Raw genomic sequence first — 14,349 nt, 5'->3', positions numbered from 1 at the left:
CCATGCCCCGCCCGTACACCCTGTTCACCGGCCAGTGGGCCGACCTCCCCCTCGAGGAAGTCGCCAAGCTTGCCTCGGGCTGGGGCTATGACGGCTTGGAAATCGCCGTCTCCGGAGACCACCTGGACGCCTGGCGCTGGGATGAACCCGGCTACGTCGAATCCAAGCTCGAACTCCTGGACAAATACAACCTCAAAGTCTGGGCCATCTCCAACCACCTCAAAGGCCAAGCCGTCTGCGATGACCCCATCGACTTCCGCCACGAAGCAATCGTCGGCCCGAAGGTGTGGGGCGACGGGAACCCCGAAGGCGTCCGCCAACGCGCCGCCGAAGAAATGAAACACACCGCCCGACTCGCCAAGGCTTTGAGGGTGGACACCGTAGTGGGATTCACCGGCTCCTCCATCTGGCAGTACGTGGCCATGTTCCCGCCCGTCCCCGAAAAAGTCATCGACGCCGGCTACCAGGACTTCGCCGACCGCTGGAACCCCATCCTGGACGTCTTCGACGAAAACGGCGTCCGATTCGCCCACGAAGTCCACCCGTCCGAGATCGCCTACGACTACTGGACCACTCAGCGCACGTTGGAGGCGATCGGGCACCGGGAGGCGTTCGGCCTGAACTGGGACCCCTCCCACATGATGTGGCAAGGCATCGATCCCGTCTCCTTCATCTGGGACTTCAAGGACCGGATCTACCACGTGGACTGCAAGGACACGAAGGTCCGCCAAACCGGCCGTAACACGGTCCTGGGCTCCCACCTCGCGTGGGGCGACCCCCGCCGCGGTTGGGACTTCGTCTCCGCCGGACGCGGCGACGTGCCCTGGGAAGCATCTTTCCGTGCCCTGTCCGCGATCGGCTACAACGGCCCGATCAGTATCGAATGGGAAGACGCGGGCATGGACCGCCTCCACGGCGCCCCCGAAGCCCTCGCAGCCCTGAAAAAGTTCGACTTCCCCGCCTCCCAAACCAGCTTCGACGCCGCCTTCAGCAGCAAAGACCGAACGGGACGGCGGGCCTAACCCGCAGCACAGCACCTGGCCAGGATTGCAGGAAGCGATCCCGGCAGCCAACGTGCCCGAAGCCATATCGGCCATTCCAGGACAGGAACACATGAACGCTCCAGTTATCGGCATCGATATCGGAGGCAGCGCTCTCGGTCTGGACTACGTCGATCTTTATCTGATTCACTGGCCCCATCCACAGCAAGACAGGTACGTGGAGACGTGGCAGGCGTTGGAAAAGATCCTTGCTGAAGGACGGGCCAAATCGATTGGAGTGTCAAATTTCCAGCCACATCACCTATCCCGCCTCTTCAAGGAGACTTCCGTTAGGCCCGTAGTCAACCAGATCGAAGTACACCCCGGCTTCCAAAATGAGCGACTGCGTCAGTTCAACGCCGAGCACAACGTGCTAACTCAGGCTTGGTCACCTCTCGGTCGAGGCACAGTTCTCGGAAATCCCAAGCTGGAGGCGATCGCACGGAAGCATTCCAGAAGCCTGGTCCAAGTGGTCCTTCGTTGGCATGTGGAAATCGGCAACGTAGTGATTCCGAAATCCGTTACTCCCGCCAGGATGCGAGAGATCATCGACATCTTTGATTTCCGGCTAGATGCCTATGACCACGCCGTGATCCGATCCCTTGAAAGCGGGAGGCGGACCGGCCACGACCCCGACGACTTCGGTTAGGACGTTTCAACAACACTTACAAACATGCCACAAGCTACCAACGTGCGGGCCCTCATTCAGCTTAGACATTCCGGCCGCCGCCACCGATGCGTGGCAGTGAGGAGCCCAGCAGAACCAGTAGTTGGCCAGGAAAACCGCCCAAATCAGAGGTTCTCGGCCGGCGCGCTGCTGCCAGCCGAGATGGCCAGGAGCCGTTTGCAGGCTTAGCTGGCGTCACAGCAGGTCCTCGAATCTTCTTCAAGAGGGCCGAAACCACGGTCTCTGACGCTGTCTTGGCCAACCCCATGGCAATTTTGGCCAACTCGGCTGTCAATTGGCCAACTACCCTGGCAATCGACAAGGACACGGGAGTTCTCGCAGCTGCTTCCACTCCCGGGGTTTGACTGGCAGCGAGACGTGTTGATGTGGGACCAGTCGGCGCGATTGTGTTTGATAGGCGGCCTTCAGTTGCGGGGTGACGCGGATCCTTCCGATGCCGCCACCGAAGTCTGTGGAATTTGGGCTGTGCGTGTAGCTTCCGCTCTTCACATCCGCTTTTGGAAGTATCTGGCCAGGGGCGGCACCGCAACCACGGCGGTGACTGCCGCTCCAGCTGTCATGTATAAAATCTCTGCTTCTGGAAAAATCGCCCGGAGAATAAATGTCACGACAAGGCCAGCGACTAAGCCAGCAATACAGAGAAGAATCAGCTTTCGAAAGCCTCGTTCGTCCGCCATGTCGACCTCTCTGGTCACCTTGCTGTTCACCTTGGTAAGGAGACTCTCAGCGCGAGTTCAGCGTAGTGGCCCCATCCTACGCGGGCGAGTCTGAGTTCGCCCTCACTATCTTCACCAACCCTGGGTGCTGTCACGGTTGCTTTCTATCTCGAGATGGCTGATTTCAAAGCAGAGACGTATTGCGCATAGTTGGCTGACGAGTCGATGGCGTGGCGATCGATTGTAGCCGCGGAGTAGCCAAGTGCTTCGGCGATGATGGCAACGGGGGCGAGTTTGGTGAGTTCGTGAAGTGTTCCGAGCCTGGCTGCCCGACTACTGAAGGCCGTGCTGAGTCGTTGAGTGAGGGTTGAGGCTTGGATGTGCTGGCCGGGTGAGCCGCCTCGGAATACCCACTTGCTGTTGGGGTGCGCTGCTGTCTGGTGATGGGTTGGCGTGGCCGTGAGGTCTCGCCAGGGCTCATCGAGCGGTGGTGTAAGTGCGATTTCGACGGTTCCGAGGGTGATGGTGACGAGTTCCTCTGTCACTGTGACGTTGTCCCAGGTTAGTTGGACGATGTCGGAGACCTGCTGGCCGAAGACCAGGATGAGGATGGCTGCCGCGCGGTCTCTCGGGTTCATGTCAGTCGTGTGGCTGAGGTTGGCAACGATCTCGGTTTGAGCGGCCGCGTCGAGGCGCGGACTGGTGCCGCGGCGGTGAGGCTGCAGTTTCAGGGAAGGGTCGATGAGGTTGGTCCTGATTGCCCAGTCGAGAAAGCGTGAAGCGATACCACGTGTTGTGGGGCCTTCTGCCTGCCATCGGTCCAAGTGCGCCTGGTTCACTTCGGCGAGTTCGTTGCCCTGTTCGCTGAGCCAGTTCTGCAGTTCGATGGCGACGGTGACTGCCTGTTTGGCCTGCAGGAACGTTCCTCGGGTGACCTCGTCCATCTGGTTCATGCGGCGCAGGTGGTGCCAGCGAATGTATCGGCGGGTGATGTCGCGGTGGGCCGGACTGGTGATCCGGTCGAGGGCCTGCTCGGCCCAGTCGCTGAACCTTGCGCTGAGTTCATCGCGTCGCGGCAGCGCATTGTGTTCGACAAGTAGTCCGCGGACGTATTCGCGGGTGCGCGATGCCGGTAGTTCGTCGAGGCGGGCATGGGTGATCACAGGCTCGGTGGCGAGTTGTTGGAGGAACTCGGTGACGTGTGGCTGCTGGATCCAGGTGAGACCGCTGTTGGCGCGTTTCATGGACTTCAGCGCGGTGGCGACTGCCCGGAGCTCGGGGGAGGGCGGCTGGTTGTCCGGCGGGCTGAGGATCCGGTTGACGGTCATGGCAAGGATGCATGACCAGCATCGATTGCCTGAGTGGAGCTCGTCTTCTTTGCCGCACGCGATGCAGTCGACGTTGAGGCGGACGCCCGAGCACTTCCGGCAGGCCGACAGGGTGCCGACGCGACCGGGCAAGACCCCTTCGTGGCCGCAGGCGCAGACTCCGCGGGTTCTTTTGGCTTGCTGGTAGCAGTAGCCGCAGATTCCGCCGTCGGGCCAACGGACCGCGATTTTGTGGTGTTCTGCGCAGCGGGCGCAGGCTTCCGGCCATTTCGCAGGGTCGCCGGCTTTCCGGGGCCTAGTCATCTTCGTCCGGCGGCAGCACCCGGATCCGGCGGGCAATCGGCGCCCCGGGAGTGATGCCCAGGTCTTCTGGCCTCTTCGGGGCGTTGGCGGTCTTAGCGGCGCGCATCTGCACGTAGGGCTCGAAGAGGTCGTTCGGCGTGCATTCGAGGATGTCACAGAGTGCTGCGAAGGTCTGTGCGGGAATGCGTTCGGGTGTTCCGGTGACCAGGCGGTGGACTTGGGCGTTGGAGAGGTTGATGCCCCGGGCTTTGAGCAGGGGGAGCAGCTCGGTGGTCTTCCAGAGGTTGCGTTGGGCCATCAGTTGCCGGAGGTTCCAGCGGTAGCCGATCCGTCGCTGTTCAGCCATGGCTGTTCCCCTCGCCATCGCCGCTGCGTAGTCGCTGGGCGATCATTTTCTGGATGATCTTCTGTTTGAAGTCCGCCGACACGGAAGTATAGAGGGCCGTGGTGGAGGAGTAGCTGTGCCCGACCTGCTGCTGGATAAACAGAGGGTCGTAGCCGGCTTCGATCAGATGCGTCACGTACGAGTGCCTCAGCGTGTGAAGGGTCAGTTCTTCCGGGAGCCCCGCGATTTTCCTTACCCGCTGGAATGAACGGTCGAAGTTGCGGTGAACAGTCGAGCCGGAGCGCTCCGATGGCCACAGGCTGGCGGACCTGTCCGCGGTAGGGAATCTTTTGCGGCCGTCAGGGGAGAGCCAGTACTCAAGGAGTCCCACCACCCAATCGAACTCCGGGACGGTGAGCACGGTCCGGCGGCGGGGCCCTGAACCCTTGGTGCCCTTTGCCCAGCGCACCTGGAGCGCTCCGAAGCGGCCGAACTGTTCAACGTGCGGGTTGGGGCCGAAATCGACGTACTCAAGCATCACCAGTTCACGCCGACGCAGCCCGTAGGCATAGGCGACCTTGAACGCCGTCGAGTCCCTCAGCGCCGGCAGCCAGCGCTTTGAACCCTTGGCGAACTCGGTGTCGACCAGGTCGTCCGCGGCGTCAAAGAACGACTGCAGTTCGGTCCGTGTGAACGCCCGGCGGCGTGCCGGCACAGCATCATCGGTCGTGTGCCGGGGTGAGTTCCACTCGAAGACCACCTGTACCGGGATGTCGGAAAAGACCCGTTCGCAGAATGACGCCCAGCCATAGCGCCCGTCCGTCAGATAGGAACAGAACGCCCTGATGGCCCCGGAATTGGCCCTCAGGGTTGATAGCGCCAAGCCCTTCTCGGAGCTTCGCCGGTCAGCCAGGAACTCGTCCAAGTGATGCGCCGACCACGTCCACGGATACTCATTCGCGTGCTCCTGGAACCGCTGGATCGTTCCGCACGAGCTCTTGATGTACGACGTCGACAGGCCACGCGCCAGCATCTGAGCACGCCAGCCATCCAACATCGCCTCGAAAACACGATCCTCGGCACGCAGCAACCCGACATTCACATCGGTCAGAAAGACCGGAATCCGCCCAGGTTCGATACTCACAGACCAAACTGTACGCGAAAATCTCTCATCTAATGAGCGATTACGCCGCTAGCCCGCGCCATCACGCGAAGCCACTCGTTCATGCCCATCGGCTTCGGGGCCTCACTGCATTCGTCTGACCTGCATGAACACCAAAAAGCAATGTAGGACGAGTCCTCTCATCTACTTCTACTCGTCCCACTCAAACGCCGATAACGGATGTTTCGTCAACCTGGAGAACGGACTGGAGCCGCTGAACCCGCTGCTGTAGCAGCAGACGGTGACGCTAGTTTTCTCCCCATGTCAGGCCAAGAACCTGGAAGGCCTCGTGGATGGCTGCCGAGCTGTGATGGAGTTCAACGGTTTGTGGTTTGCCTAGTTTGGGACTTCGGGGTGGGTCTCCCGGCCGCTCAAAGATGGCCCAGAGTTGGAGGTCATCGCCATGGCGTGAGTTGAAGGTGACGCCATCGAGGGTAGTGGTGTCGTAAAGCCAAGCGGCTATGGCTTGGGTGAGTTGCCTCGGTCTGGCGTCCCTAAGGGCCGCAGCGTCGAAGTCGGTCAGACCGAGACTCAGCGCTTTGGCGACGAAGTGTGGGTAGAGGGTGCCGACAGTCTCTGACGTCGTCACAGCACAGTACTTACCGCCGAGCTCAGCACGTGCAGCGGTCCGGGCATCGAGCCATTCGCGAGGGACTTCTCCGGGGCGGACTGTGGGATGCAAGACGTGGTCCTCGTCGTCTTCGACGATCTCGTCCAGCTCAGCAGCAAGGCGTGGATCAGGCCGGAATCCGGCGAGGACTTCCAACAGACAGGCCTTCAGTGATGAGCCGGCATAGACCGTGCGGAAGTTGCCTTGCAGGTCGTCCCAGCGCCCTGGGAACCGCCCGTTAGTGGACCATTCCCATCCACTCCAGGCCCAGGGATCCGGGCGGAAACCTATCCGCCACACGGTCCTGGCTGCAGGAATGATGGTCAGTTCATTCGATCCCATGCTTTAGCCGGCGGCCGCAAAAGCCCGCGCGGCAGCGAGGACCTGCTGGGCAGCCTCATCGACGTGACCTTCCCGGAGCAATCTGGCGGGCGGGACATCGTCTAGCTGCGGGTTCATGCCTTGGAACCATGCCTGAACAACCGCGCGGGAATCGCGCTCAGCCAGCAGTGCGGCCACGTGGTAGGCATGCCGGAGTCGCGTCATGACCTCGGAGCTGGGTTTACGCTCGCCATCGGCCCACTGGCGAACCGCGCGCGTTTCCTTCACTGAGCCAATGTACGCAACCAGCTTCGCACCCAGAATATCCCGCAAATCCCGGACCAGCTCATCCTCGGGCAGTCTGATCGAATCCTGATGCGCCTTGAGTCCTCCGCGGGCTCCTGCCACTGCTGTCATGCTCCCATGCTGTCACGGGTAACAGTTTGTTTCAACCCCTCAAACACACCATGAATCACATGCTAGACTGGCAGCGAGACGTGTTGATGTGGGACCAGTCGGCGCGATTGTGTTTGATAGGCGGCCTTCAGTTGCGGGGTGACGCGGATCCTTCCGATGCCGCCACCGAAGTCTGTGGAATTTGGGCTGTGCGTGTAGCTTCCGCTCTTCACATCCGCTTTTGGAAGTATCTGGCCAGGGGCGGCACCGCAACCACGGCGGTGACTGCCGCTCCAGCTGTCATGTATAAAATCTCTGCTTCTGGAAAAATCGCCCGGAGAATAAATGTCACGACAAGGCCAGCGACTAAGCCAGCAATACAGAGAAGAATCAGCTTTCGAAAGCCTCGTTCGTCCGCCATGTCGACCTCTCTGGTCACCTTGCTGTTCACCTTGGTAAGGAGACTCTCAGCGCGAGTTCAGCGTAGTGGCCCCATCCTACGCGGGCGAGTCTGAGTTCGCCCTCACTATCTTCACCAACCCTGGGTGCTGTCACGGTTGCTTTCTATCTCGAGATGGCTGATTTCAAAGCAGAGACGTATTGCGCATAGTTGGCTGACGAGTCGATGGCGTGGCGATCGATTGTAGCCGCGGAGTAGCCAAGTGCTTCGGCGATGATGGCAACGGGGGCGAGTTTGGTGAGTTCGTGAAGTGTTCCGAGCCTGGCTGCCCGACTACTGAAGGCCGTGCTGAGTCGTTGAGTGAGGGTTGAGGCTTGGATGTGCTGGCCGGGTGAGCCGCCTCGGAATACCCACTTGCTGTTGGGGTGCGCTGCTGTCTGGTGATGGGTTGGCGTGGCCGTGAGGTCTCGCCAGGGCTCATCGAGCGGTGGTGTAAGTGCGATTTCGACGGTTCCGAGGGTGATGGTGACGAGTTCCTCTGTCACTGTGACGTTGTCCCAGGTTAGTTGGACGATGTCGGAGACCTGCTGGCCGAAGACCAGGATGAGGATGGCTGCCGCGCGGTCTCTCGGGTTCATGTCAGTCGTGTGGCTGAGGTTGGCAACGATCTCGGTTTGAGCGGCCGCGTCGAGGCGCGGACTGGTGCCGCGGCGGTGAGGCTGCAGTTTCAGGGAAGGGTCGATGAGGTTGGTCCTGATTGCCCAGTCGAGAAAGCGTGAAGCGATACCACGTGTTGTGGGGCCTTCTGCCTGCCATCGGTCCAAGTGCGCCTGGTTCACTTCGGCGAGTTCGTTGCCCTGTTCGCTGAGCCAGTTCTGCAGTTCGATGGCGACGGTGACTGCCTGTTTGGCCTGCAGGAACGTTCCTCGGGTGACCTCGTCCATCTGGTTCATGCGGCGCAGGTGGTGCCAGCGAATGTATCGGCGGGTGATGTCGCGGTGGGCCGGACTGGTGATCCGGTCGAGGGCCTGCTCGGCCCAGTCGCTGAACCTTGCGCTGAGTTCATCGCGTCGCGGCAGCGCATTGTGTTCGACAAGTAGTCCGCGGACGTATTCGCGGGTGCGCGATGCCGGTAGTTCGTCGAGGCGGGCATGGGTGATCACAGGCTCGGTGGCGAGTTGTTGGAGGAACTCGGTGACGTGTGGCTGCTGGATCCAGGTGAGACCGCTGTTGGCGCGTTTCATGGACTTCAGCGCGGTGGCGACTGCCCGGAGCTCGGGGGAGGGCGGCTGGTTGTCCGGCGGGCTGAGGATCCGGTTGACGGTCATGGCAAGGATGCATGACCAGCATCGATTGCCTGAGTGGAGCTCGTCTTCTTTGCCGCACGCGATGCAGTCGACGTTGAGGCGGACGCCCGAGCACTTCCGGCAGGCCGACAGGGTGCCGACGCGACCGGGCAAGACCCCTTCGTGGCCGCAGGCGCAGACTCCGCGGGTTCTTTTGGCTTGCTGGTAGCAGTAGCCGCAGATTCCGCCGTCGGGCCAACGGACCGCGATTTTGTGGTGTTCTGCGCAGCGGGCGCAGGCTTCCGGCCATTTCGCAGGGTCGCCGGCTTTCCGGGGCCTAGTCATCTTCGTCCGGCGGCAGCACCCGGATCCGGCGGGCAATCGGCGCCCCGGGAGTGATGCCCAGGTCTTCTGGCCTCTTCGGGGCGTTGGCGGTCTTAGCGGCGCGCATCTGCACGTAGGGCTCGAAGAGGTCGTTCGGCGTGCATTCGAGGATGTCACAGAGTGCTGCGAAGGTCTGTGCGGGAATGCGTTCGGGTGTTCCGGTGACCAGGCGGTGGACTTGGGCGTTGGAGAGGTTGATGCCCCGGGCTTTGAGCAGGGGGAGCAGCTCGGTGGTCTTCCAGAGGTTGCGTTGGGCCATCAGTTGCCGGAGGTTCCAGCGGTAGCCGATCCGTCGCTGTTCAGCCATGGCTGTTCCCCTCGCCATCGCCGCTGCGTAGTCGCTGGGCGATCATTTTCTGGATGATCTTCTGTTTGAAGTCCGCCGACACGGAAGTATAGAGGGCCGTGGTGGAGGAGTAGCTGTGCCCGACCTGCTGCTGGATAAACAGAGGGTCGTAGCCGGCTTCGATCAGATGCGTCACGTACGAGTGCCTCAGCGTGTGAAGGGTCAGTTCTTCCGGGAGCCCCGCGATTTTCCTTACCCGCTGGAATGAACGGTCGAAGTTGCGGTGAACAGTCGAGCCGGAGCGCTCCGATGGCCACAGGCTGGCGGACCTGTCCGCGGTAGGGAATCTTTTGCGGCCGTCAGGGGAGAGCCAGTACTCAAGGAGTCCCACCACCCAATCGAACTCCGGGACGGTGAGCACGGTCCGGCGGCGGGGCCCTGAACCCTTGGTGCCCTTTGCCCAGCGCACCTGGAGCGCTCCGAAGCGGCCGAACTGTTCAACGTGCGGGTTGGGGCCGAAATCGACGTACTCAAGCATCACCAGTTCACGCCGACGCAGCCCGTAGGCATAGGCGACCTTGAACGCCGTCGAGTCCCTCAGCGCCGGCAGCCAGCGCTTTGAACCCTTGGCGAACTCGGTGTCGACCAGGTCGTCCGCGGCGTCAAAGAACGACTGCAGTTCGGTCCGTGTGAACGCCCGGCGGCGTGCCGGCACAGCATCATCGGTCGTGTGCCGGGGTGAGTTCCACTCGAAGACCACCTGTACCGGGATGTCGGAAAAGACCCGTTCGCAGAATGACGCCCAGCCATAGCGCCCGTCCGTCAGATAGGAACAGAACGCCCTGATGGCCCCGGAATTGGCCCTCAGGGTTGATAGCGCCAAGCCCTTCTCGGAGCTTCGCCGGTCAGCCAGGAACTCGTCCAAGTGATGCGCCGACCACGTCCACGGATACTCATTCGCGTGCTCCTGGAACCGCTGGATCGTTCCGCACGAGCTCTTGATGTACGACGTCGACAGGCCACGCGCCAGCATCTGAGCACGCCAGCCATCCAACATCGCCTCGAAAACACGATCCTCGGCACGCAGCAACCCGACATTCACATCGGTCAGAAAGACCGGAATCCGCCCAGGTTCGATACTCACAGACCAAACTGTACGCGAAAATCTCTCATCTAATGAGCGATTACGCCGCTAGCCCGCGCCATCACGCGAAGCCACTCGTTCATGCCCATCGGCTTCGGGGCCTCACTGCATTCGTCTGACCTGCATGAACACCAAAAAGCAATGTAGGACGAGTCCTCTCATCTACTTCTACTCGTCCCACTCGAACGCCGATAATCGGCCATATGTCGCCCTAATCGGAGTGTCAGGTTGGGGAGTACCCGCGTGGCCGGTCGCTCATCGTGGGGGGTGTGCCCACCTGCTGTGGGGTGATGCCGCAGCTGACGAGTCACTTTCGGGCCTCGAAGCGCCTGAAAGCCGCGATGATGGGAACTGCCGGTCGCTTTTGTGCGGTCGCGTCGTGGTGCCAGGGAAGGCCTAGGGCGAGATTATGTGCTGGAAGATCAGCAGCCAGCTTCTCCAGCCGCCACTAGCCATCACCTGATGCCCGCCAAACCCGGCCGTCATCGGAGAACACAAATAGTTTCCGCCCCGCCCCGGCCACCAGTTGGACCCATAAGATTTCTCCATCGTCAGTAACCGCATCGACGTGACCGATCAGTTCAGTTCCGTCTTCCGGGCGGATGCGTACCTTTTCGTCCACTGCCAGCAGTGCCCAGTTCCGGACATGCTCGGCATCGCCTGCGGGCATGGGCGTCGGTTGTTTATGCTCAACCCTGGGCTGTCCTCGTCTCAGTAGCGGTCGACCGCGGGCCATGCTGATCCTCTGCTTGGTAGGAATGTTGGTAACCAGCCCGGGACACGGGCAGGCCGGAGGATGCTGTGACGTTGCGGTGGTCGGGCCGGATCATTCCACGAAGTCTTCGTCTTCGGGCCGTCTAATGACGATCGTTCCGTCGGCGGCTTCTTCGCGGATTGAGCGGACGATCTGGGCCCGTGCTTCCTCCACTTGTGACGCACGAACAGGGCCGGAGTTGGCCATTTCAGAGGCCAGAATTTCCTTGTTCCGGTTAGAAATGTTGCTCCGGACCGCTTCAAGTACCGCACTTGAAGCACCTTTGAGCGCGACTGCCAGGACCGCGGGGCTGACGGTTCGCAGGAGCCGCTGAAGGTCACGTCGTTCGAGCCTGACGATGTCCTTGAAGGTCAGCATCTGTGCCCGGACTTCGCCTGCGAGTTCCGCGTCGAGGACATCCAGCCCTTCCAGGACAGTGCGTTCAGTCGTGGTGTCCGCCCGGGTAATGATGTCCACCAACGGTTGGATGCCGCCGACGTTCTGCGAGGGTTTACCATTTAAAACTGCAGACCCTGCACGGTCTTTTAGGGCGCCAGCCACGATCGAGACGATTTCGGCCGCCACATGTTCGGTCGTGGCGATGCAGCGGGCCACTTCGGTGGCCAGCCCGGAGTCGAGCTGTGCCAGGACGGCTGAAGCCTTGCCGGGCCGCAGGTGTGCGAGGATCATGGCCATCGTTTGCGGGAGCTCCCCGTCTATGAGCTCCGCTATCTGTTCTGCCGACATCGGTTCGAGGAAGTCGAAGGACTTACCGGCCATCGAGGATGATACGTTCTCCATCAACCCCGCTGCTTTGTCAGGCCCGAAGGATGCCTCCAGGAGGGCTGCTGCGAAGTGCCGTCCACCACGCGGTGCTCGTCGGCCGCTCAGGGCATGGGTATGGAAGTCGCTGATGACCGAATCCGCAACGGAAGCGGGGACCCTGCGAAGCCGCACGATTTCGGCAGCTATCTCCTGGGCCTCGTTCTCCGAGAACTGGGCCATCAGAGAGGCGGCGCTGGCTGGCGGTAACTGCATGAGAACCACAGCAACCTTTTGAGTGCCGCTCAACCTCGGACCATCGGGAGCGGGCTGCTCAGACAATCAGAAACTCCGATCAATAGATTCAAATACCGCGACCGAGGCGCGTCTGTCTTCGCTTTTCAGGAACTCTCAGTTCCTCCAGGGCCGAGGAGTCGCGCACGGGGCGGCCCTTAGACTACCAATACAGTCAGCGTACTAATAATTCGCGTACGAACCATATAGAAACGCAGGAAAGGGGACTTGTCGTACGGCTTCCAGTGACTGGGCGCCGATTCAAATCGGTGCGCGCGAGCTCTCTGATGAGGTCGGCATCCCGATCACCTCAGCCCATCGATACATTGCATTGCTGCGTGACCTTGGCCTCATCACGGACGTCCGACGGGGCGTCTACCGACTGACCCGCGGGTACAGTTATGCTGGTCCAGCGGGTCGGGGATTACCCGGTCTGGGTTGCACGGCACGAGTCGGCTCGCCCAATCGCGCCTCCTTTCAGCCGGGCCAGGCGCTGCCGGCGCTTCGGGGCGCCTCCGCCAAACTGCTGCTCAGCGGGATGAGCGCAAGTGAGCTCGAGGCTTACCTTGCCCGTATGAATAGGCCGAGGTTATTGAACGCGTCAGGGAGACAGCCCGGCTCATCTCCCGTGAGCTGGGCGTGGTGCACGGATAGTTGATACCACCATCTCACCGGTGGCCTTTATGGTGTCGAGCCGGTCGGTCAGGAAGGGACCCCAGCTACGTCCGCGCGGTCCGCCGGAGACCACCCATACGTGGACTGTCGCCATCCTCATTCTCGATGACAGTCGCGTGTCTTAGACCTTCGATAACGCCGGGATGCCGGGTTCACCGACAGTGTCCGCCGACTGACTCCACGCTCCGGCTCCACACAGAAGAGCCCGACGAACAGGTCAACTCGTATGTCTGGAACACACGAGGCGGCGATGTCGGCACAGCGCCGTACATGCCGAACTGCTACACGGAATCTTGGGGGCCGAGTTCTACGGCGTGGCACCCGAGGTGGCTGAGCGGGTTGTGAACAAGCGCCGGTACTCGGCATTCGCGGGCACCGACCTCGACATGGTTCTACGAACCGCGGGAATCGAGTCGATTCTTTCATTCCAATATTTCGCAAAGCTAAGGGCAGTAGGGATGGGTCGGCGGGGATAGGGCATATCCCGGGAGAACCGGAAACCGGCCTCCCGGGATATGAACCCTGTAGTCCCTGCGCAGGGACTGTTAGGGGAAGATTTTCTCGAGTTCCGGCTTCTGCTTCACCATGCCGTACTTATGGACCACGTCGGCAAGCTTGGCTTCGGCCTCCATGTCAAAGTCCACGGTGAAGGTGGGAAGGTCCATCGTTTCCAGCTGTTCCACGGTGTTCTTGGTGTAGGTCGTCACGATTTCGCGGACCTCATCCGGGTGTTCCTGTGCGTACGCCACGGACTTAGCCAAGGCCTTATTGAACGACTCGACTACTTTTGGTCGGTTCTTAACGGTGTCGTTGGTGGCAAAGTAGCCGGCCAGTGTGAAGTTCGGGGAGAACTCAGAGAAGTTATAGGTAACAACCCTGCTGCCTTCCGCGACCGCCTTCTGCAGGAAGGGGGCAAGAATCCAGCCGGCGTCCACCTGCTTCTTTTCGACTGCTGCCTGCACCTCGGAAGGCGCAATCTCGACGAACTTCATGGTGCTTGAGTCGCCGCCGTCAGCGTCGACCAATGCCCGGATGGTGGTGTCGACCGAACCCGAGATGCCAAGCACGGCGACGGTCTTGCCTGCAAGGTCCGCAGGCTTCTTGATGGGGGAGTCGTTTGGAACGATGACTGCCTGGGACTTGGGCGCTCCGGCCGTTGTGGCCTCGTTGCTGACGAATTTCACGTCAATGCCCTTGTCCCGCGCGAGGAGTACGGAGACCGTGTTTCCCATGCCGAAGTCATAGCTTCCGGAGACGACGGCGGGAAGTATAGCGCCGCCGCCGGATCCGGTTTTGATGTCCAGGTCGAGGCCCTCCTCTGCAAAGAAGCCTTTCTCTTTGCCAAGCCAAATGGGTGCCGAGTCCACGATGGGGATGACACCGGCGGTGACTTTCGTCGGTGAGTCGGCAGAGGGCTCCGCCGGGCCTCCACAAGCGCTCAACAACAGCGCGGAGAGGGCAGCGAGTGCGAGGAAACGTTTATTCAAGGGGTTGCTCCTGGGGACGTTGCTTTGGAATTGGGGATACTGCAAAGG

Annotated in this window: 16 protein-coding genes; 3 read left to right on the top strand and 13 right to left on the bottom strand. The window is 61.2% G+C overall.

Features of this window, described 5'->3' with window-relative positions; all coding sequences use genetic code 11:
• Positions 1-2 precede the first annotated feature (2 nt).
• Positions 3-1,022: a sugar phosphate isomerase/epimerase family protein gene (locus QN084_RS10250; RefSeq protein WP_182264021.1), complete on the top strand. Its 1,020-nt coding sequence runs from the start codon at positions 3-5 to the stop codon at positions 1,020-1,022.
• 25 nt (positions 1,023-1,047) lie between these two features.
• Complete coding sequence (locus QN084_RS10245) at positions 1,048-1,689, top strand: aldo/keto reductase (RefSeq protein ID WP_259362757.1); 642 nt, start codon at positions 1,048-1,050, stop codon at positions 1,687-1,689.
• Between the two features lie 524 nt (positions 1,690-2,213).
• Here QN084_RS10245 and QN084_RS10240 read toward each other — a convergent pair.
• The 12 genes from QN084_RS10240 to fliG all read right to left on the bottom strand — a co-directional run bounded on the left by QN084_RS10240 (position 2,214) and on the right by fliG (position 12,121).
• Positions 2,214-2,435 (bottom strand): hypothetical protein, encoded by a 222-nt coding sequence (locus QN084_RS10240; protein WP_069696870.1) that lies wholly within the window; start codon positions 2,433-2,435, stop codon positions 2,214-2,216.
• Positions 2,436-2,548: 113 nt separating this feature from the next.
• A complete protein-coding gene (locus tag QN084_RS10235) occupies positions 2,549-4,015 on the bottom strand; it encodes a site-specific integrase (protein ID WP_069695977.1) in 1,467 nt (488 codons plus the stop codon).
• Positions 4,008-4,361 carry a helix-turn-helix domain-containing protein gene (locus QN084_RS10230; RefSeq protein ID WP_014923526.1) on the bottom strand — a complete coding sequence of 118 codons (354 nt, stop codon included), beginning with the start codon at positions 4,359-4,361 and terminating at the stop codon, positions 4,008-4,010. Before QN084_RS10230 ends, QN084_RS10235 begins: the two co-directional genes overlap by 8 nt.
• Positions 4,354-5,484 (bottom strand): tyrosine-type recombinase/integrase, encoded by a 1,131-nt coding sequence (locus tag QN084_RS10225; RefSeq protein WP_069695976.1) that lies wholly within the window; start codon positions 5,482-5,484, stop codon positions 4,354-4,356. Before QN084_RS10225 ends, QN084_RS10230 begins: the two co-directional genes overlap by 8 nt.
• A 265-nt stretch (positions 5,485-5,749) precedes the next feature.
• The gene (locus QN084_RS10220; RefSeq protein ID WP_083262055.1) at positions 5,750-6,454 is read right to left on the bottom strand and encodes an RES family NAD+ phosphorylase; all 705 of its coding nucleotides are present in this window, start codon (positions 6,452-6,454) and stop codon (positions 5,750-5,752) included.
• A 3-nt stretch (positions 6,455-6,457) separates the two neighbouring features.
• The gene (locus QN084_RS10215; protein ID WP_069694441.1) at positions 6,458-6,850 is read right to left on the bottom strand and encodes a hypothetical protein; all 393 of its coding nucleotides are present in this window, start codon (positions 6,848-6,850) and stop codon (positions 6,458-6,460) included.
• Between the two features lie 208 nt (positions 6,851-7,058).
• Positions 7,059-7,280, bottom strand: coding sequence for a hypothetical protein (locus tag QN084_RS10210; protein ID WP_069696870.1), 222 nt, complete (start codon positions 7,278-7,280; stop codon positions 7,059-7,061).
• Positions 7,281-7,393: 113 nt separating this feature from the next.
• Positions 7,394-8,860: a site-specific integrase gene (locus QN084_RS10205; RefSeq protein ID WP_069695977.1), complete on the bottom strand. Its 1,467-nt coding sequence runs from the start codon at positions 8,858-8,860 to the stop codon at positions 7,394-7,396.
• Positions 8,853-9,206: a helix-turn-helix domain-containing protein gene (locus tag QN084_RS10200; protein ID WP_014923526.1), complete on the bottom strand. Its 354-nt coding sequence runs from the start codon at positions 9,204-9,206 to the stop codon at positions 8,853-8,855. Before QN084_RS10200 ends, QN084_RS10205 begins: the two co-directional genes overlap by 8 nt.
• The gene (locus QN084_RS10195; RefSeq protein WP_069695976.1) at positions 9,199-10,329 is read right to left on the bottom strand and encodes a tyrosine-type recombinase/integrase; all 1,131 of its coding nucleotides are present in this window, start codon (positions 10,327-10,329) and stop codon (positions 9,199-9,201) included. Before QN084_RS10195 ends, QN084_RS10200 begins: the two co-directional genes overlap by 8 nt.
• Positions 10,330-10,777: 448 nt before the next feature.
• Positions 10,778-10,999: a hypothetical protein gene (locus QN084_RS10190; RefSeq protein ID WP_069694442.1), complete on the bottom strand. Its 222-nt coding sequence runs from the start codon at positions 10,997-10,999 to the stop codon at positions 10,778-10,780.
• Positions 11,000-11,155: 156 nt separating this feature from the next.
• Complete coding sequence (fliG, locus tag QN084_RS10185; RefSeq protein ID WP_069694443.1) at positions 11,156-12,121, bottom strand: flagellar motor switch protein FliG; 966 nt, start codon at positions 12,119-12,121, stop codon at positions 11,156-11,158.
• A 1,007-nt stretch (positions 12,122-13,128) separates the two neighbouring features.
• Between fliG and QN084_RS24045 the strand changes: the two genes are divergently transcribed.
• Positions 13,129-13,290, top strand: coding sequence for an isochorismatase family protein (locus QN084_RS24045; RefSeq protein ID WP_319641371.1), 162 nt, complete (start codon positions 13,129-13,131; stop codon positions 13,288-13,290).
• A 69-nt stretch (positions 13,291-13,359) separates the two neighbouring features.
• Here QN084_RS24045 and QN084_RS10180 read toward each other — a convergent pair whose 3' ends face one another.
• Positions 13,360-14,301 (bottom strand): ABC transporter substrate-binding protein, encoded by a 942-nt coding sequence (locus QN084_RS10180; protein ID WP_069694445.1) that lies wholly within the window; start codon positions 14,299-14,301, stop codon positions 13,360-13,362.
• Positions 14,302-14,349 lie beyond the last annotated feature (48 nt).

The organism is Paenarthrobacter sp. R1, from assembly GCF_030264015.1.
Taxonomy (GTDB): domain Bacteria; phylum Actinomycetota; class Actinomycetes; order Actinomycetales; family Micrococcaceae; genus Arthrobacter; species Arthrobacter ureafaciens.
This window is presented reverse-complemented; position numbering and strand designations above follow the sequence as displayed.